The organism is Clostridia bacterium, from assembly GCA_017620395.1.
Lineage (GTDB): Bacteria > Bacillota > Clostridia > Oscillospirales > RGIG8002 > RGIG8002.
This window is the reverse complement of the sequence record JAFZQJ010000032.1, coordinates 24,988-44,838: the sequence shown is the minus strand read 5'-3', so window position 1 is coordinate 44,838 and position 19,851 is coordinate 24,988. Positions and strand designations below refer to the sequence as shown.

13 protein-coding genes are annotated in these 19,851 nt (G+C 61.5%); 10 read left to right on the top strand and 3 right to left on the bottom strand.

The window, feature by feature from the left end; genetic code table 11:
* The first annotated feature begins 10 nt into the window (after window positions 1–10).
* From J5441_07260 to J5441_07245, 4 genes are all read left to right on the top strand, one after another.
* Window positions 11–1,546 (top strand): YifB family Mg chelatase-like AAA ATPase, encoded by a 1,536-nt coding sequence (locus J5441_07260; GenBank protein MBO4934943.1) that lies wholly within the window; start codon window positions 11–13, stop codon window positions 1,544–1,546.
* A gap of 9 nt (window positions 1,547–1,555) precedes the next feature.
* Window positions 1,556–2,914 (top strand): class II fumarate hydratase, encoded by a 1,359-nt coding sequence (locus J5441_07255; GenBank protein MBO4934942.1) that lies wholly within the window; start codon window positions 1,556–1,558, stop codon window positions 2,912–2,914.
* 253 nt (window positions 2,915–3,167) lie between these two features.
* Window positions 3,168–4,313, top strand: a complete 1,146-nt coding sequence (locus J5441_07250; GenBank protein MBO4934941.1) for an NADP-dependent malic enzyme — start codon at window positions 3,168–3,170, stop codon at window positions 4,311–4,313.
* Window positions 4,314–5,209: 896 nt separating this feature from the next.
* On the top strand, window positions 5,210–9,562 hold the full coding sequence (locus J5441_07245; protein ID MBO4934940.1) for a hypothetical protein: 4,353 nt from the start codon (window positions 5,210–5,212) through the stop codon (window positions 9,560–9,562).
* Window positions 9,563–9,845: 283 nt separating this feature from the next.
* On the opposite strand, the gene J5441_07240 is transcribed toward J5441_07245, so the two are convergent.
* Window positions 9,846–10,991, bottom strand: a complete 1,146-nt coding sequence (locus tag J5441_07240) for a nucleotidyltransferase family protein (GenBank protein ID MBO4934939.1) — start codon at window positions 10,989–10,991, stop codon at window positions 9,846–9,848.
* Between the two features lie 138 nt (window positions 10,992–11,129).
* Between J5441_07240 and J5441_07235 the strand changes: the two genes are divergently transcribed.
* The 6 genes from J5441_07235 (at window position 11,130) to J5441_07210 (ending at window position 18,146) form a co-directional block, all read left to right on the top strand.
* A complete protein-coding gene (locus J5441_07235) occupies window positions 11,130–12,326 on the top strand; it encodes an acetate kinase (protein MBO4934938.1) in 1,197 nt (398 codons plus the stop codon).
* Between the two features lie 47 nt (window positions 12,327–12,373).
* Entirely contained in the window at window positions 12,374–13,267 is an 894-nt protein-coding gene (locus tag J5441_07230; protein ID MBO4934937.1) for a tRNA-dihydrouridine synthase, read from the top strand.
* Window positions 13,268–13,307: 40 nt separating this feature from the next.
* The gene (locus J5441_07225; protein MBO4934936.1) at window positions 13,308–14,936 is read left to right on the top strand and encodes an acyl--CoA ligase; all 1,629 of its coding nucleotides are present in this window, start codon (window positions 13,308–13,310) and stop codon (window positions 14,934–14,936) included.
* Between the two features lie 63 nt (window positions 14,937–14,999).
* The gene (locus J5441_07220; protein MBO4934935.1) at window positions 15,000–15,722 is read left to right on the top strand and encodes a hypothetical protein; all 723 of its coding nucleotides are present in this window, start codon (window positions 15,000–15,002) and stop codon (window positions 15,720–15,722) included.
* Window positions 15,719–17,218 carry a polysaccharide deacetylase family protein gene (locus J5441_07215; protein ID MBO4934934.1) on the top strand — a complete coding sequence of 500 codons (1,500 nt, stop codon included), beginning with the start codon at window positions 15,719–15,721 and terminating at the stop codon, window positions 17,216–17,218. The genes J5441_07220 and J5441_07215 overlap by 4 nt, the downstream gene beginning before the upstream one ends.
* Before the next feature lie 28 nt (window positions 17,219–17,246).
* The gene (locus tag J5441_07210; protein MBO4934933.1) at window positions 17,247–18,146 is read left to right on the top strand and encodes a hypothetical protein; all 900 of its coding nucleotides are present in this window, start codon (window positions 17,247–17,249) and stop codon (window positions 18,144–18,146) included.
* 54 nt (window positions 18,147–18,200) lie between these two features.
* Here J5441_07210 and J5441_07205 read toward each other — a convergent pair whose 3' ends face one another.
* Window positions 18,201–18,413, bottom strand: coding sequence for a hypothetical protein (locus J5441_07205; GenBank protein MBO4934932.1), 213 nt, complete (start codon window positions 18,411–18,413; stop codon window positions 18,201–18,203).
* A gap of 74 nt (window positions 18,414–18,487) precedes the next feature.
* Window positions 18,488–19,846, bottom strand: a complete 1,359-nt coding sequence (locus tag J5441_07200; protein MBO4934931.1) for a leucine-rich repeat protein — start codon at window positions 19,844–19,846, stop codon at window positions 18,488–18,490.
* Between the last annotated feature and the right edge of the window lie 5 nt (window positions 19,847–19,851).

The following is a 19,851-nucleotide window of genomic DNA, read 5'->3' as shown; positions in this document are numbered from 1 at the left end:
GAGGGAAAATATGTTCGCAAGAATAAACTCCTTCGGACTTTTCGGCCTCGACGCCTACAAGGTGGAGGCGGAGATAGATATCTCCGGCGGTCTGCCCGGCTTCGACGTGGTCGGCCTGCCGGATACGGCGGTGCGCGAATCGCGCGACCGCGTGCGCTCCTGCATAAAGAACCGCGGCTTTATCTTCCCGGTCAGCCACATAGTCGTGAATCTCGCCCCCGCGGACCGCAAAAAAGAGGGCGCGATGTACGACCTGCCCGTCTTCGTCGGCATCCTTTTCGCAACGGAACAGCTCCGCGCCGATATTTCGGACGCCGCCTTCGTCGGCGAGCTTTCGCTCGACGGGGAGGTGCGCCGCGTCAACGGCGTGCTGCCGATAGCGGTCGGCGCGGCGCAGTTCGGGATAAAGCGCCTTTTCATCCCATACGACAACGCCGCCGAAGCGTCGGTGGCGAAGGACGTGGAGATCTACCCCGTCCGCGACGTGACCGAGCTCGTCGAACACCTTAACGGCGGCGCGAAGCTGACTCCCGTCACCGAAATGAACTTCCCCGTCGCGGAGCAGACCTACGCCTGCGACATGGCGGACGTAAAGGGCCAGCCCGTCGCCCGCCGCGCGCTTGAAATAGCCGCCGCCGGCGGCCACAATCTGCTCATGGTCGGCCCTCCCGGCACGGGCAAAAGCATGCTCGCCCAGCGTCTGCCGACGATCATGCCGCCGATGACTACGGCGGAATCCCTGCAGACGACCAAAATATACTCCATCGCCGGCCTGCTCCCCGAGGGAGTGCCTACGATGCTTTCGCGCCCGTTCCGCGCGCCTCACCACACGATGAGCAAGATCGGCATGACGGGCGGCACCCACAATCCGCGCCCCGGCGAGCTTTCGCTGGCGCACAACGGCGTGATGTTCCTCGACGAGCTGCCGGAATACCCGCGCGATACGCTCGAGGCGCTCCGCCAGCCGCTTGAGAACGGCAGCATCACCATAACCCGCGCGGTCGGGAGCATGACCTTCCCCTGCGAAATGATCCTCGTCTGCGCGATGAACCCCTGCCCGTGCGGCAACTTCGGCAACCCGAAGAAGCGCTGCACCTGCTCGCCCGGGCAGATCCACAAATACCTGTCGAAAATATCCGGCCCGCTGCTCGACCGAATGGACATCCACGTCGAGACCGAGCCGCTTGAATTCAACGACCTGCGCAGCGAAGCGCCCGCCGAGAGCAGCGAAGCCGTCCGCGCCCGCGTCGCCGCCGCGCGCAAGCGGCAGGAGGAACGCTACGCGGATATCGGCGTTTCCTGCAACGCCCGCCTCTCCGGCGGCAAGACGAAGAAGCTCTGCGCGATATCGGACAGCGCGGCCGAGCTGCTGCGCCGCTCGTTCGAGAAGATGTCGCTTTCCGCCCGCGCCTACGACAAGGTCCTGCGCGTCGCGCGCACGATCGCCGACCTCGCCGCCGAGGACGGCATCCGCGAGGAGCACGTCGCGGAGGCGCTTCAATACCGCTGTCTCGACCGCAAGTATTGGGACAGAACGATTTTCTGAGGTAACGAAATGGAAGAGAACTACCGTATCGAAAAGGACTCGATGGGGGAGATGAAGGTCCCCGCCGACAAGCTCTGGGGAGCGCAGACGGCGCGGAGCCTCAAAAACTTCCGCATCGGAGGCGACCTTATGCCGTCGGTGATCGTCCACGCGCTCGCGATGCTGAAACAGGCGACGGCGACGGCGAACCGCGATCTCGGCAAGCTTGACGAAGCGCGCCGCGCCGCGATCTCCGAGGCGTGTGCCGAGGTCTTCACCGGCAAGCTGGACGCGCATTTCCCGCTCTCCGTCTGGCAGACGGGCAGCGGCACGCAGACGAATATGAACGTCAACGAGGTCGTCGCCAACCGCGCGATGCAGCTTCATCCGGAGCTGAAGATCCACCCCAACGACCACGTGAATATGTCGCAGAGCTCTAACGATACCTTCCCCTCGGCGATCTCCGTTTCCGCGGTGCTGACGCTGGAGGGGCTGCTCCTTCCCGCCGCGGAGAAGCTCGTCAAAGCGCTTTCCGCGCTTGAGGAACGCTACGCCGAAACCCCCAAGGTCGCGCGCACTCACATGCAGGACGCCGTGCCGATGACCTTCGGGCAGGAGCTCAGCGGCTGGCGCGCCGCGATCGAATCGGATATCGACGGCGTGCAGCTTTCGCTTCACAAGCTCCGCGCTCTGCCGATAGGCGGCACCGCCGTCGGCAACGGGCTCAACTGCCCCGACGGCTTCGACGAAGCGGTCTGCGCCTTCATGACGGAGGCCTGCGCGACGGAGTTTTATCCCTGCGAAAACAAATTCGCCGGCCTCGGCTCAAAGAACGCCGTCCTCGCCGCGCACGGCGCGCTGAAGACGCTCGCCGCCGACCTGCACAAGCTCGCTTCGGACGTCCGTCTGCTCGGCAGCGGCCCGCGCTGCGGCATCGGCGAGCTGAAGCTCCCCGCCAACGAGCCGGGCAGCTCGATAATGCCCGGCAAGGTCAACCCGACGCAGTGCGAGGCGCTGATAATGGTCTGCCACGAGGTCTTCGGCAACGACGCGGCGCTGACCGGCGCCTGCGCCGCCGGCGTCCTCGAGCTGAACGTCTGCATGCCGCTGATCGCCTTCCGTTTCCTGCGCTCGGTCTACCTGCTGACCGACGCGATGACCTCCTTCACGGATAACTGCCTCGCGGGTCTGACCGCGGACGAAGCCGTGATGCGCGAATACCTCGAGCGCTCGCTCATGACGGTCACGCGCCTGACGCCCGTCATCGGCTACGACGCCGCGGCGGCCGCCGCCAAGCGTGCGCTTGAGGAAAATATCACCCTCCGAGAAGCCGTCGTCGGCGCCGGCCTGATGGACGCGGACAAGTATGACGAAATAATGAAGCTGTAGCAAGCCTTCCCCTCGAGGGGAAGGTGGATTGCCGCGAAGCGGCAAGACGGATGAGGTGTCCCCGCGCCGTGCGCGGATCGTAGGGGCGATTATCAATCGCCTGCGCGCCGGTAGCGTAAGCGGTCGGCGCAGGCGTGTACGACCGATTTTTACACTTCATCAGTCTCAAAGGGCTGCGCCCTTTTCGACAGCTTCCCCTCAAGGGGAAGCCCAACCGCGCTTCCACACCACATCAAACCAAAAGGAAAAAACCATGGACGTATACGAAAAATCGCTCGCCCTGCACGAAGAGCTGGGCGGAAAAATCGAAATCTCGGTCCGCGCTCCGCTCGAAACGCGCGAGGACCTCTCGCTCGCCTACACGCCGGGCGTCGCCCGCCCCTGCAAGGAGATCGAAGCCGACTATGCGAAAAGCTTCACGCTCACGCGGCGCGGGAACGTCGTCGCCGTCGTGACGGACGGCTCGGCGGTGCTCGGCCTCGGCGACGTAGGAGCCGCCGCCGGCATGCCCGTCATGGAGGGCAAGTGCGCGCTTTTCAAGCGCTTCGGCGGAGTCGACGCGGTGCCTATCTGCGTCGACAGCCGCGACACGGAGGAGATAATCCGCACCGTGCATCTGATCAGCAAGTCCTTCGGCGGCATCAACCTCGAGGACATCTCCGCGCCCCGCTGCTTCGAGATAGAAGCGCGGCTGAAGGAGCTCTGCGACGTGCCCGTCTTCCATGACGACCAGCACGGCACGGCGATAGTCGTCGCCGCCGCGATGCTGAACGCCGCCAAGGTCACGGGCAGGAAGCCGGAGGAAATGCGCGTCGTCGTCAACGGCGCGGGCAGCGCGGGTATCGCGGTGTCGAAGCTCCTGCGCGATATCGGCTTCGGCGAGCTGACGGTCTGCGATATCGGCGGCGTCCTCGATCCCGAGGGCGATATAAACCCCGCGCAGCGCGAGCTTGCGCTGACGGTCAACCAAAGCGGCATACGCGGCTCGCTCGCGGACGCCGTTCGCGGCGCGGACGCCTTCGTCGGCGTTTCGGTCGGTAAGGTGCTGACCGGCGGAATGGTCGCGTCGATGAATAAGCCGATAATCTTCGCTATGGCGAATCCGACTCCCGAGATAACGCCTGAGGAAGCCCTCGCCGCCGGAGCCGCCGTCGTCGGCACGGGGCGCAGCGACTACCCGAACCAGATAAACAACCTGCTCGCGTTCCCGGGCATATTCAAGGGCGCGCTGAAATGCCGCGCCAGGGCGATAACCGAGCCGATGAAGCACGCCGCCGCGCGCGCCCTCGCCGCGCTCGTTCCGGATTCGGAGCTTTCGCCGGCGAAGATAATCCCCGACGTCTTTTTCCCCGGCGTCGCCGACGCCGTCGCCGCGGCGGTGATCGCGGCCAACTCGTAGGGGGTGTCATCCTGAGCGAAGCGGGCGCAGCCCGCGAAGTCAAAGGATCTCGCGTTGTCCTTTGTCATCCTGAGCGGAGCGGCGGAACGCCGCGAAGTCGAAGGATCTTAAAGACGAGGCTGTGTAAAAAAACAAAGTGTGTATTCGGAGCAGGGGATGACCCTCAAATCCGAATACACACTTTTTCTTATATAATACCGTTACCTTCAAGATCCTTCGACTTCGTAACGCTGACGCGTTACTCCGCTCAGGATGACAGAACGACCGCTGCGCTGCGTGAGATCCTTCGACTGCGCAACCTTCGGTTGCTCCGCTCAGGATGACAAACCGCCCGCGCCGTGCGCGGCCTTGCCTCCCTCTGGGAGGGAGGTGGCGCTCGCGGGCGAAGCCCGCGAGTGACGGAGGGAGAGAAAACCCCGTCCGAAATCTCGGACGGGGTTTTGAGTTTAGAGTTTAGAGTTATGATCGCGCTTCGCGCGAGTTAAGAGTTTGCGGCGGCTGTGCCGCGGCGGTGATCGCGGCCAACGTTCGCGAAGCGAACTCATAACTGACGCCGCAGGCGTCATCATAGTTCTAAACTCATAACTCAAAGAAAACCCCGTCCGATCCGGACGGGGTTTTTGAGTTTAGAGTTCAGAGTTTAGAGTTTAGAGTTTAGAGTTATGATCGCGCTTCGCGCGAGTTAAGAGTTTGCGCCGGCACCTCGCCGCCGCCCTCCTCCCGATAATAAAATATGTAAAAATCCCAAAAAAACCCCTCATTCGCTCTTGCGTTTTTGCAAAGGGCGTGATACAATAAATTATCTGTTTATGACCTAAAAGTCAAAAAGGCATAATCACGTCAAAAAACCGTCGTAAAGACGAATTTTAACTGCCGCGAGGCAGGGAGGTAGAATTATGATAAACAAAAGTTGGAAAAAACTGCTGAGCGTCCTGCTCAGCGTCGCGATGCTCCTGTCGCTCATGCCGGGCATAGGCCTGATAGCGAGCGCGGACACTGTTTCCTTCACAAAGGTAACCGACGCAAGCCAGATTACCGCTGAAAACATCGGCACATGCACAGCTGATGAAGCGAAGGCATGGGCGCTTGCAAACTGGGGTGATTTACTCGAGAACTCTTTTCATGCAGAGATCGCTTTCTATTCAAACACCGGCGAATTGTATTATGTGCACGTGTATCAAGGTATAGATGAACAAAGTTTTCTGCAGTATTTCGATAATCTTACTGATACGACCTCAATCAGTGACTTACAAGGTTGGTTTGCTGACGGTCACTCTGTTTTCATTTGCACACCCGCTGCCGCGCCCGCGACTTCCACCGTTTCCTTCACGAAGGTGACCGACGCGAGCGATATCACGGCCGACAACATCGGCGCCTGCACCTTTGACGACGCGAAAGCGTGGGCCCTCGCGAACTGGAACACCGTTGCGAGCACTACGGCCGCAAGCTTTTGGTTTGCATACTATGACGGGGCCGACTTAAAAGCTTTCAATTTCTACCCGGAGCTCGGGAAAGATGAGTTTGAGACCAAGCCGGCGTCTGCGGCGACGGCAGTCGGTATTGATGATTTGACGCTGTGCTATAATTATTCCGACGACGTTTGGCTCTGCACACCGACCGCCGCGCCGGCCGTTACCTTCACAATTGTAACGAACGCGGACCAGATCGCCGCTGACAACATCGGCGAATGCACCTTTGATGAGGCGAAGGCGTGGGTTTACGACAACTGGGACGCCGTCACCAACGGCGTTGACTCTACAAAGTATATTGACATCCTTTATATCGTCAACGGCAGTGCTCGCTTGATAGGTTTCTCTACGGCTGATTGTACGAACAAAGACGTATTCCAAGCCGATATTCAATCGGATTCAAACGCTGACCTTGCTGCAATAAAGAATTATTATAACTACGGTGCCGATGTCGTATACATCTGCTCGAAAGCCGCCGCGCCGGCCGTCAGCTTCACAATTGTAACGGACGGGGATCAGGTCGCTGCCGACAGCATCGGCGAATGCACCTTTGATGAGGCGAAGGCGTGGGTTTACGACAACTGGGACGCCGTCACCAACGGCGTTGCCCCTTCAAAGTATATTGACATCGTTTATATCGTCAGCGGCAGTGCTCGCATGATAGCTTTCTTTACGGATGAGTGTACGGACAAAGACGTATTCAAACTCACTATTCAATCGGATTTTGACGCTGACCTTGCTGTAATAAAGGATTATTATAACTCCGGTAGCGATGTCGTATACGTCTGCTCGAAAGCCGCCGCGCCCGCCCACGTGCACAGTCTGACTCCTCACGCTGCGGAGGATGCGGGCTGCACGATCGCGGGCAACAGCGCTTACTGGTACTGCCAGGACTGCAACAAGTATTTCTCCGACGAGAACGGCGAGACCGAGATCGCGGAAAACAGTTGGGTCATCCAGGCTCTCGGACACAACTACGAAAACGTGGCGTACAGCTCCGACGATACCCAGCATTGGAAAGTTTGCGCCAGATGCAGCGAGGATTCGGAGAAACAGAACCATACGTGGGGCAGCGCGCTCTACGTTTGGGGTGATAACAACAGCACGGTGACGGCGTCGCACGGCTGCACACAGTGCGGAAAACAAGTTTCCGAGACCGTTAACACCACCGCCTCGGTAAGCGGGGCGAACTGCACGGAGCCGGAACGCACGACCTATACTGCGAACTTCACCAAAGACGGATTTGTCCAGCAAGTAAAATCCGGCGTTCAAACGGGACCGGCGCTCGGACACAACTACGAAAACGTGCCGTACAGCTCCAACGAAACCGAACATTGGAGGCACTGCAGCAGATGCAACGCGGAATCGGATCATCAGAACCATACGTGGGGCGAAGCGACTTACACCTGGAGCGGTGACAACAGCACGGTGACGGCGTCGCACAGCTGCGTAATCTGCGGAAAACAAGTTTCCGAGACCGTTGACACCACAAGCCAGGTAACCGCTGCGGCGACCTGCACGACTGCGGAACTCGCGACCTATACGGCGACCTTCACCAAAGACGGATTTACCACGCAGACAAAACCAAACGTTGAAACGTCGCCCGCGACGGGACACGACTTCAGCTATGCGGGATTGAACGAAACTATCATCGCCACGTGCTCACACAATGGCTGTGAATATCATTCCAACGGCGCGTTCATAGTCATCCATGCTCCCGCGCTGACCACCTACGGCGGCGCCGAGAGCGCGAGCGCGACGCTTGAGGGAGTTGACGCGTTCAACGCCGCCACCGGTCTTTCGGTTTCCGAGAATGCCATTCAGTATTACAATACCAAGATAGACGGCATGGAAATTCTGAAGGACGGCCTGCCGCTCCCCTCGCCCGCCGGCGCGGGCACCTACTGGGCGGAGATCAAGATTCAAAACGCGACCGCTTACGTTGTATACACGATCGCGAAGGCAAACCCGACCGCCAATGACTTTATTTTCAGCGAACCGGATAATCTGAATTATAACGGAAATAACAAAATGGCTACTGTTATTCCTCAGGACGGCGTTGACGGCATGGGCGACGCGACAGTGAGGTATTACAGCGATGCAGCACGCACAAACGAGGTTGATTATGCGAAAAACGCTGGCACCTACTATGTTGGAATTACGGTAAACGAAGGCGACAACTACTACGCAGCTTCTGCTGTTCTGTATGATTCAAGCTGGAAGTTCACGGTAGCAAAGGCTGACCCGACATACACTGCGCCTACAGGTCTGACCGCTACCTACGGCGACGCGCTCAGCAGCGTTTCGCTGCCCGACGGCTGGACCTGGGAAGCCGACCTGACGACCCCCGTCGGCAACGCCGGCAGCAACGTCTTCAAGGCGAAGTTCACCCCGAACGATACCGATAACTACAACGTCGTCGAGCACGTCAACGTGACCGTTTCCGTCGGCAAGGCGGCCTCCTCCGCCGCGACCGTCACCGCGATCGAATGGACCTTCGACGGAACCGCCCACGCGCTCCTGGCCGTCACCGGCGAAGCCGTCGGCGGCACGATGCAGTACGCGCTCGGCACCGCCGCGGCGCCCGGAACCTTCGGCGATTCCATCCCCGAGGCGACCGACCCCGATACCTATTACGTCTGGTACAAGGTCGCGGGCGACGCGAACCATAACGACACCGACGCGGTGCTTGTTACCGTGGTCGTCGCTCACGACGAGGCGCTCGACGCGGTCATCGCGGCGATCGACGCCATCGGTCCCGTGACCGAAGTCCTCGCCGATCAGAAGGCGAAGATCGACGCCGCGAGAGCGGGCTACAACGCTCTGACTCCCGAGCAGCAGACGCTCGTCACCAACTACACGACGCTGCTCGGCGCGGAAGCGGATTACAAGGCGCTCTTCGTCTTCGACGCCAACACGCAGATCACGATCAGCGGCGTCGAGAAGTACGGCGAAACGCTGACCGCCGCCGCGATCGACGTCCCGGCCTTCATCACCGACGCGGTCGTCAGATGGTATAACGAAGACGGCGACCTGCTCGGCACCGGCGAGACCTACACGCTGACCGCCGCCGAGATCGGCAAGTCCGTCCGCGCGGAACTTTACAGCGCCGAGGCGAACGACGCCGTCACGAGCGACTTCACCGGCCTTATCGGCAAGGGCGTTATCAAAAACTATACGCTCCCGACCGCCGCTCACGTCACGTATCCGCAGACTCTCGCGGAAGCGACCCTGACCGGCGGCGACACCGGCGATATCGAAGGCGTCTGGGCGTGGGCAACTCCCGCCGCGCAGCCGACCTCCGCGCAGAGCGGCAGCTCCTTCGAGCTGACCTTCACCCCGACCGGCATCTACGCCGATCTGTACGAGGGCTTCACGACCCGCCTCGCCGTCGTCGTCGATCCCGCGCCCTTCGAGCCGCAGTCGATCGAGGATACCGCGAGCGGCCTGACCTTCGACGCCGAGTTCGCGCAGAACGTCGAGATCGAGCTGACCGACATAGCCTATTCGCAGAGCGCGTACCTCGCGCTGCTCCGCGCCTCCAAGAAGGACGACAGCGGAATGACCAGGCTCGTGCTGCTGAAGACCATCGTCTTCACGATCGGCGGCGAAGCGGCGGACGAGGCCTATAACGGCGCCGTCACCGTCACGTCCTACGTCGGCGCGAAGCTCGCGGGCCAGACCGTGAGCGTCTGGTTCTTCATCGACGGCGAGCCCGTCAACTACGTCGGCACCGTCGGCTACGACGGCGTGCTCGTCATCGAGAACGTAGCGCTGTAAGGCGCGCAGTTACGCAGAAGCGTAACAAGCCTTCCCCTTGAGGGGAAGGTGGCAGCGCCTTTGGCGCTGACGGATGAGGTGTAGCCGCGCGGCGGCGCCTGTCATCCCGAGCGAAGCGAGGGATCCCACACCTCACGCGCACAAACTCATAACTCGCCCGAAGGGCGATTATAGCTCTAAACTCTAAACTGAACCCCCGTCCGAAAGGGCGGGGGTTTCTTTTAGTTATGAGTTTTGAACTTTGATGACGCTTCGCGTCAGTTAAGAGTTCGCTTCGCGAACGCTATTTCACCACCACGGGCGTGTAGCGCATCTCCGCGCCGGCGGGGGCGGGCGGGAGCGTCAGCGCGTAGAGATCCGCGGCTTTCAGCTCATACGCGAAAACCGTCCGCCCGTCGGCGTCGAGCTTATCGAAGTCCGCGGGCTTCGTCAGCAGCGGAACGGTCTTCTTTATCGCGTTCAGCGCCTGCGCGCCGCGCCCGTTCAGCCCGAGCACGCGGACGTAGGGCGGCAGCGGCGGGAGCGTCCCGCGCTTTATCCCGATCAGACAGCGCAGCAGTAGGCGGCGTATACGCGCCAGCGTGTAGCGCTTGGACTTGACCAGCGCCGCGACGTCGGCGAAGCGTTCCGCCCCGGCGGCGGCTTTCACTACGCGGTTTTCCAGCCCCTCGGTCACGCCGTCGATCTCGGCGATATCCTCCGCGCTCATTCCGCGAAGCAGGTGCAGCAGCGTGCGGTCGGCGGCGGCGGGGTCGGAGACCGGCGAGTCGGCGAAGATCTCCGCGCAGCCGTCGGGGAGCAGGCGGGCGAAGTCCTTTCCCTCGCGCGCTTTTCCGCGTATGAAGCCGGCGGAAGCGAAGCAGCCGTTTTCTCCTTCGCCGTGTCCGGCGCCGGCGCGCCTGACGGTGGTTATACTCATATCCGGCGCGAGCTCCGCGGCGGCGTTGATATATTCGATCCCGAGCAGGTTGTTCGGCCCTGCGAGCAGGGAAGCGGCCTCACCGCCGACGCTCTCCGCGAGCGCGTCGGGGTAGGTCAGCCCGCGCCTTACCGCGCTCCTGACGGCCTCGCCGTCGGCGCGGCGCACCGCTTCGGCGGCGCGTTTGAGCGCGTCCGCGTCGCCGCTTTCGCTGCCGAAAAGCAGCGTGTCCGCGCCGCACGCGCGCAGCAGCGAAACGCCGCCCCGCGCGAAGTCCGCGGCGGAGGCGCACGCCCACGGCGCGGGCAGCTCGATGCAGAGGTCTATCCCGCATTCCAGCGCGGCGCGGACGCGTTCGCGCTTGCCGAAGCAGGCGAACTCGCCCCGCTGCGTGACGTTGCCGCTCATGACGGCGGCGACGCAGCCGGCTCCCGCCTCCCGCGCCTTCGCGGCGAGGAACGCGTGCCCCTTGTGGAAAGGATCGTATTCCGCTATGATTCCCGTTATCATTGGCGTCTCCCGAAAAATCGCCGGTTTCGGCGCAGTTTTTTTATCTTTTACTATTGTAAACTATTTCAATTTGAGTTACAATAGTAAAGTATGAAAAAAATTTCGCGAAAGCGGAAAAATGAACAGGAGAAAGATAAAATGCTTATTCTGGTAGTCAACACCGGCAGCTCATCCCTGAAATATCAGCTTATCAACATGGAGGACGGCAGCGTCTCCGCTAAGGGCCTCTGCGAACGCATCGGCATCGGCGGACACCTCAAGCACACCGCCTCCGACGGCAGAGTTTACGAAGCCGACAGAGTGATGGCGAATCACGAGCAGGCGATGGAAGCCGTCATCGAGCTGCTTACCGGCAGCGAATACGGCGTCATCTCCGACCCCGGTGAGATCGACGCGATCGCGCACCGCGTCGTTCAGGGCGCGGAGGTTTTCCCGAAGCCCGTCATCCTCGACGACGAGAAGATCCAGCGCATCTACGACCTCGGCGAGATCGCGCCGCTTCACAACTACGCCGCCGCGCAGGGAATGTGGGCGTGCCGCAAGTGCTTCGGCGACAAGCCGATGGTCGCGGTGTTCGACACCTCCTTCCACCAGACGATGCCCGACTACGCCTACATGCTGGGCCTGCCCTACGAATACTACGAGAAGTACGCCATCCGCCGCTACGGCGCGCACGGCACGAGCCACAAGTACGTCGCCGGCCGCTGCGCCGAGCTGATGGGACGTGATATTTCCGAGCTGAAGATAGTCACCTGCCACCTCGGCAACGGCTCCTCGATAACCGCGGTCGACGGCGGCAAGTCCGTCGACACCTCCATGAGCTTCACTCCGCTCGGCGGCGTCATCATGGGCACCCGCACCGGCGACATCGACCCGATGGCGATATTCAGAGTAATGGAGAAGGAGAACAAGTCTCCCGCCGATATGGTCCGCCTCTGCAACAAGGAGTCCGGCTTCCTCGGGCTTTCCGGCGTTTCCAGCGACTCGCGCGACCTGCACTCCGCCGTCGAGGACGGCAACGACCGCGCCCGCCTCGTGCTTGACGAGTTCAGATACCAGGTCAAGAAGTACATAGGCGCCTACGCCGCCGCGATGGGCGGTATCGACGCCGTCGTCTTCACCGCCGGCATCGGCGAGAACGACGCTTCCTGCCGCGCCGGAGTCTGCGAGGGGCTCGAGTTCCTCGGCATAAAGATTGACCCGGAGAAGAACGCCGTCCGCGGCAGGGAGATAGATATTTCCGCCGAGGGCGCGACCGTCCGCACCTTCATCATACCCACCAACGAAGAGCTCGCCATCGCCCGCGAATGCGAGGCGCTGGTGCTCGGTAAATAACCGTGTTCAGCTTTGAGTCCCTGCGCGGCAGGGCCGTGCTCGCGCCGATGGCGGGGGTGGGCGATTCCGCCTTCCGCACCGTCTGCGCCGAATCGGGCGCCGCCTGCGCCGTGACGGAGATGGTCTCCGCGAAGGCGCTGCACTACGGGGACAAAAGCACCGCCGGACTGATGTTCATAAGGGACGCCGAGCGTCCCTGCGGCATACAGCTTTTCGGCTCAGAGCCGGAGATAATCGCGGAGGGCGTGAAACGCGCCGCCGAATACGCGCCCGACTTCATCGATCTGAATATGGGCTGCCCCGTGCCGAAGGTCACCGGAGGCGGAGACGGCTCCGCGCTGCTGCGCGATCCGGCCCTCGCGGGCAGGATAATGGAAGCGGCGGTCAAAGCGTCGCCGCTGCCCGTCAGCGTAAAGATACGCACCGGCTGGGACGGCGAACACGTAGTCGCTCCCGAATACGTCCGCATGGCGCGCGAATGCGGCGTCGCCGCCGTCGCCGTCCACGGACGCACCCGCGCGGGCGGCTACTCCGCGCCGGTCGATTTTGAAACGATAGCGGCATGCGCCGCCGAAGACGGCGTATTCGTCGTCGGCAACGGCGGGGTGAACTCCGCCGCCGACTGCGCGGAAATGTTCGCGCGCACCGGCTGCGCCGCCGTAATGGTCGCGCGCGGAGCGCTCGGCAATCCGCTGATATTCCGTGAGATCGCGGGCGGAGCGCCCGCGTCGGACGCCGAGCGGTTGGAGCTTTTTCTGCGCCAGACGCGGCTCGCCGTTGAGCAGAAGGGCGAGTTCCTCGCGCTGCGTCAGGCGCGCACCCACGCGGGCTGGTACCTGCGCGGAATGCGCGGCGCCGCTGAGCTTCGCCGCCGCGGCAGCCTCGTGGAAACTTACTCCGAACTCGAAAGCGTCGTTTCCGACGCGCTTTCGCAATTATAAAAATACGCGGACTCTCCGTCCGCCGAAAGGTTTGATAAAAATGCCCATTACCGAACTGCTTGAAAGAAACGCCGCGCTCTACGGCGACGAGGTCGCGCTCGTCGAGATAAACCCGGAGCTGCGCGAAAAGCGCGTCACTTGGCGCGAATACGAGCTGGTAGAGAACCCGACCGCCGAGAGCTACCGCCGCGAGATGACATGGCGCGAGTTCGACGAACACGCCAACCGCTTCGCCAACCTCATCATCGAGCGCGGTCTGCAGGGCGCGAAGATCGCCATCCTGCTGATGAACTGCCTCGAATGGCTGCCCGTCTACTTCGGCATACTCAAGGCGGGGAGCATCGCCGTGCCGCTGAATTTCCGCTACACCGCGGACGAGATTAAATACTGCGTTGAGCTCGCCGACTGCGACGCCATCGTTTTCGGCAGCGAGTTCATCGGCCGTCTGGAGAGCATCTGCGAGCACATCCCGCGCATAAAGGACTTCATCTTCGTCGGCGACGGATGCCCCGGCTTCGCGGAGCCGTATTCGCATCTGGTCAAGGATATGCCGGCGGCGAAGCCGGACGTGAAGCTGACGGACGATGATTTCGCCGCGATATACTTCTCAAGCGGCACCACCGGCTTCCCGAAGGCGATACTGCACAAGCACGCTTCGCTGACACACTCCGCGAAGGTCGAGCAGAACCACCACGGCCAGCAGCGCGGCGACTGCTTCCTCTGCATCCCGCCGCTTTACCACACGGGCGCGAAGATGCACTGGTTCGGCAGCCTCTACTCCGGCAGCAAGGCGGTGCTCCTGCGCGGCATAAAGCCGGAATGGATCATCAAGGCTGTCAGCGACGAGAAGGCGACGATCGTCTGGCTGCTCGTGCCGTGGGCGCAGGACATCCTCGACGCGATCGACCGCGGCGAGATCGACCTGAGCAAATACGAGCTTTCGCAGTGGCGGCTCATGCACATCGGAGCGCAGCCCGTTCCGCCGAGCCTCATCCGCCGCTGGAAGAAGGTCTTCCCGAATCATGAATACGACACCAACTACGGCCTCTCGGAGTCCATCGGCCCCGGCTGCGTACACCTCGGCGTGGAGAACATCCACAAGGTCGGCGCGATCGGCAAGGCGGGCTACGGCTGGCAGATAAAGATAGTCGACGAACACGGCGAGCCCGTCAAACAGGGCGACGTCGGCGAGCTCTGCGTTAAGGGCGACGGCGTCATGACCTGCTATTACAAGGACGAGGACGCCACGAACGCGGTCCTGCGCGACGGCTGGCTCTTCACCGGCGATATGGCGCGCGAGGACGAGGACGGCTTCATCTTCCTCGTCGACCGCAAGAAGGACGTCATCATCACCGGCGGCGAGAACCTCTATCCCGTTCAGATCGAGGACTTCCTGCGCGCCAACAACAAGATTAAGGACGTCGCGGTCATCGGGCTTCCCGACAAGCGCCTCGGCGAGATCGCCGCGGCGATAATCGAGCTGAAGCCGGGCGAGACCGCCGACGAGGAGGAGATAAACGCCTTCTGCGCGGAGCTCCCGCGCTACAAGCGTCCGCGCAAGGTGATTTTCGACAAGGTCCCGCGCAACCCGACCGGCAAGATCGAGAAGCCGCGCCTGCGCGAGAAGTACTGCGGCGAATCCCTCGTCGAAGCGCAGATAAACGGCTGATACCGAAACACGGCTTACGCCGCCGGCGACGGCGGCGTTTTCGCCCGAAAGGATAACTCAATTATGGATCTCTCAATGGTGTCGCGCGAGTTCCGCGTGGACAGCAATATGATAACCGTCGGCGAGCGTATGCGCGAGACCGATATCCTGCGGCAGTTCCAGCAGACCGGTATGGAGCATATGGAGCGCGCGAACCACGGTTTTTACGTTATGAACGAGCTTCACGAGATGCTCGTTATCGTCCGCAACAACGTGCGGTTTTACCGCCTGCCGAAATACGAGGAGGTCGTTACCGCGCTGACCTGCGCCCCGCGCTACGACGGGCTTTTCTTCGTCCGTTACTACGCGCTGCGGGACGCGCGCGGAGAGCTGCTCGCCGACGCGCACTCCTACTGGACGCTGGTGGACAGCGAAAAGAAGCGCATCATCCGTCCCGGGCGTCACGACGACAGCTACCTGCCGCGGGTCGAGGCGTTCACCGTCACCGCGCCCGCGCCGGCGAAGCTGACGCCGCCGGAGAATATGACCGAGCTCGGCAGGCGCGTCGTTTACCCGCACTATATCGACCAGTACGGGCATCTGAACAACACCCGCTACGTCGATATCCTTACGGACTATCTGCCGAAGGGCGAGCGCATAGCCGCGCTTGAAATGAATTACAGCAAAGAGCTTCCGCCGGAAGCGGAGTTCTCCGTCCTTACCGACGGGCAGGGCTTTTTCGCCTTCGTCCGCGACGGAGCCGTATGCTTCTCCGCGAAGGTCGAAACGGCGGGGATGGATGAATGAGTACGAGATTTAAGCTTTTCAAACCGTCAAAATGGAATCCGCGATCGCGGAAGGCGGCGCTTATCGCGGCGATCGCGGCCGTTCTTATCGCGGCGGCGGCGCTGACGCTGCATCTGGCGAATAACAGACAGGTCGAGTTCACCGGACTGCCGGAGGAAGAAACGCTGACCGTCGAATGCGGCAGCGGATTCGAGCTGCCGGACGTCACCGCCGAGCTGCGCGGAAATATCTTCGACAAAGACGGCCGCGCGCTCGAGGTCGAGCGCGAAGGCGAGGTCGATTTCACGAAGCCGGGCGAATACGAGGTGACGTGGAGCGTTTCATACTTCCTCGGCTCGCAGACACGCCGCTGCGTCGTCAGCGTCGTGGATACCACGCCGCCGGTCATAACGCTCGTGCCGGAGGAGCGCGAATACGTCCTGCCCGGCACGGAGTATGACGACGCGGGCTATTCCGCCTCCGACGCGGTCGACGGAGACCTCACAGCGCAGGTTGTCCGCACGATAGAGGGCAGCGTTGCGACCTACACCGTCGCCGACGCCGCCGGAAACGTCGCGACCGCGACGCGCGAGATACCCTTCGACGACCCCGTCCCGCCAGAGATAACGCTGAAGGGCGAGAAGAGCGTGACCTTCACCGTCGGCGAGGGAAAGTTCGAGGAGCCGGGCTACACCGCGGCGGATAACCTCGACGGAGACCTGACCGACAAGGTCGAGGTCAAGGGCGCTGTGGATAACGAAAACCCCGGGCTTTACAACCTGCGCTATACCGTCAGGGATTCCTACGGCAACGAAACCACCGTTAAGCGCACCGTGATCATACGCGGCAAGGACGGCACCGTCCCCGGCGACGACGATTCGCCGGAGGTCGACGGCGCGGGAAAGGTCATCTATCTGACCTTCGACGACGGACCGAGCAAATATACCGAAAAACTGCTCGACGTGCTGAAAAAATACAACGTCAAGGCGACCTTCTTCGTCGTCAAGACGGGGCGCGTCGACCTTATCGCGCGCGAAGCGGCGGAGGGACACACCGTCGCCGTCCACAGTCTGACGCACGAATATAAGGATATATACGCGAGCGAAGAGGCCTATTTCAAGGACTTCAACGCGATGAACGAGATAATAAAAGAAAAGACCGGCTCATACGCGACTCTGCTGCGCTTCCCGGGCGGCAGCTCGAACACGGTCAGCCGCCACTACTGCACAGGCATAATGACGCGGCTCGCCGAGGCGGTGCAGGAGAAGGGCTACAAATACTTCGACTGGAACGTTTCCAGCGGCGACGCGGGCGGCACGACAAGCACCGAGCAGGTCTACAAAAACGTCGTCAACGGCATCAAGGGGCGCAAGTATTCCATCGTGCTCCAGCACGACATAAAGGGCTTCAGCGTCAACGCGGTCGAGAAGATAATCCAGTGGGGGCTCGAGCACGGCTACACCTTCCTGCCGCTGACGGCGGACAGCCCCGGCGCGCATTTCAAGATAGCAAACTGATTATAAAAAAAGAAAGGCGGAACACATTATGACGCTCGACGAGCAGGACCTCCGCAGAGGATTGAAATTCATCGTCGGAACGTGGCGGCCGGACTACATAGTCAACGCGTTCTCGAACGACCTAGCGCATATCCCCGCGTCCGAGTTCAAAAGCGACGACGGCAGGGATTTCACCGCGCTGACCTACGAATTTTTCGAGGATCACACCGTCGTTATGCGCGATTCCGGCTCCGGCAAAGAGGAGCGCGGAACGTGGGAGCAGACGGGTTGGGGTGATTATCACTACACGCTCGGCGCGTTTATGGATATCCCCGAGGGCGATTTCCGCAAGAGCGCGGAGACGCTTTCGCAGCAGGGCGACAACCTCGTTTTCGGGCTCGGCTTCCTCGCCGTCGCGCTGAAAAAGACCGCCGACGGCGTCGTGACCGAGCCGAAGGACGTCGGCGATATCGAGCCGAGTGAAGCGGACAGGGCGCTTGACGGCATCGTCGGCGTCTACGAGATCGCCGAGGCGATGACTATGGTCGGCGGCGACTTCGGGCTTTTCGGCAGGGAAGCGGTCGAGGCGGACCTCAAAGCGCGCGGCGCGGATGAGGACGAGGCGAGCGAAGCGCTCGGCGTCTTCGGCGGCCGCGTCGAGTTCACCGCGGATCACAAGGTCGTGCAGTGGATGAAGCTGCCCGCCGGAGTCTTCGAGGAGAAGATAAAAGCCGCGCTCGAGGCGGGCGAGATCTCCGGTTACAAGGACGGTATGTTCACCGCCGGCGGCGAAAAGGAGTGGAAGGCGGTCGACGGCAGGTATTACTACAACACCGGCGAACACCGCGAGCTTTTCGGCGAAGAGCAGTCCCCGTGGGACGAGCTGGCGTTCGACGAAAACGGCCTGCTGCCCTTCGGCGACGGCATGATGAAGCTGCGCAGAATATAAAAAAGGTTATTAAAAAAGCACGCCGCGAGGCGTGCTTTTTTAATAACCTGATACTTAAAACAGTCCCTTGACCGCGTCGATAGCGCCGGAGACCTTGTCGGAGGCGATCTTCGCCTTGACGCCGTCGACGATCTTGTCGATAACGTCCTTCGGCACTGCGCCGACAACGCTTTTTACCGCGGCGACGGGGTCCTTCTTGAAGGCGTCGAGCTTCGTGCTGCTGCCGGTTATCGAGGATATCGCTTTTTCGATTTCTTTAACGTCCATTGTTTTTCCTCCCGATTTTTATTATGTAATATTATAACGCCGCCCGCCGTTTTTGTCAACGGCGGGCAGTTTTTTCACAGAGATTCGATCAGCTTTGCCGCAACGCGGAGTATCGCGAGCGCGTCCGCGACGGTGACGTGTCCGTCGCCGTCCGTGTCGCCGGTCTCCACCGCCTCGGGCGTTTCCGCGACAAGTTTCGCGGCGATGCGGAGCGCGGCGAGCGCGTCCGCGACGGAGATCTCGCCGTCGCCGTCGAAGTCGCCCTTGACCGCGACCGGGTCGTGCGGCAGCAGCTCGTAGCTTATCTCGTTTTCGATCGCGTGCCGCAGCGCGTAGGAGTATTCGTATACGCGCAGCGTGGTGTCTTCGTTGAAGGCGTGGAGTCCGATGAATCCCACGCTGAACGGTATCGTCGGCTTCCCGTAGTTTCCGCTCGTGTAGAAGGCGCATTTGCCTATGCTCTTCAGCCCTTCGTTGAAGGTTATGCCGCCGAGCGCGTTGCAGGCGTAGAAGGCGTATTCGCCGAGCTCTCTGACTGAGGCGGGGATGGTGACGGAGGTTATCCTCGAGCAGTAGCCGAACGCCCACTCTTCTATGACTTCAACGCTCGAGGGGAGCGTCAGCGAGGTCAGCTTCGCGCTCTGAAAGGCGTAGGCGCCGACGTATTTCAGACCTTCCGGCAGGACGACGTCGGAGTATTTGTAAAACATAACGCTCTTTGACGCGAGTCCGACGGTGCCGGCCTTGATCTCGAACGGGTCGGGCAGATCGCTCGTTTCGGTATCGATAAGCCACTTGCCGAGATAGAGCGCGCCGTCCTTCCAGTTGTCGTCGTTTTCGTGGAAGCCCGTGCGGTCGAACGCGCAATCGCCTATGCTCGTGATGCTGTCGGGAAGCGACGGATCGGTCAGCCATTCGAAGTATGCGAAAGCGTCGTCCGCGATCGCGGTAACGCTGCCGTCGTCGGGGATAGTGAAGCCCTGCGCGGCGGTCAGCAGCGTGCCGGTCTTCGTTTCGATCAGGCAGCCGCCGGCGGAGCGGTAGTTTTTGTTGCCGGAGGCGACGGTGATGCTTTCGAGGCCGCTGCACTTATAGAAGGCGTCTTCGCCGATGCCCGCGACGGTGGACGGGATGCTGACGGAATTAAGATAAGAATTCTGGTAGAAGGCGTTTTCGCCTATGCTCGTGACGCCTTCTTCGATGACGACGGCTGTCGGCGAGTAGCCCCACGGGCCGCCGAACATAAAGTCGTCCATCGCGCCGGAGCCGCTGATCGTCAGTACTCCGTCGTCGAGCGACCATGTGAGGTTTTCGCCGCACTTGTCGTCGTCAACGTCGTCCAGCGCGGAGGCGGCGAAGCCCGCGGGCAGCAGCGCAGCGATCATGAGCAGCGCGACGATCGCGGAAACGGTCTTTTTGAAACGGTTTTTCATTGAAG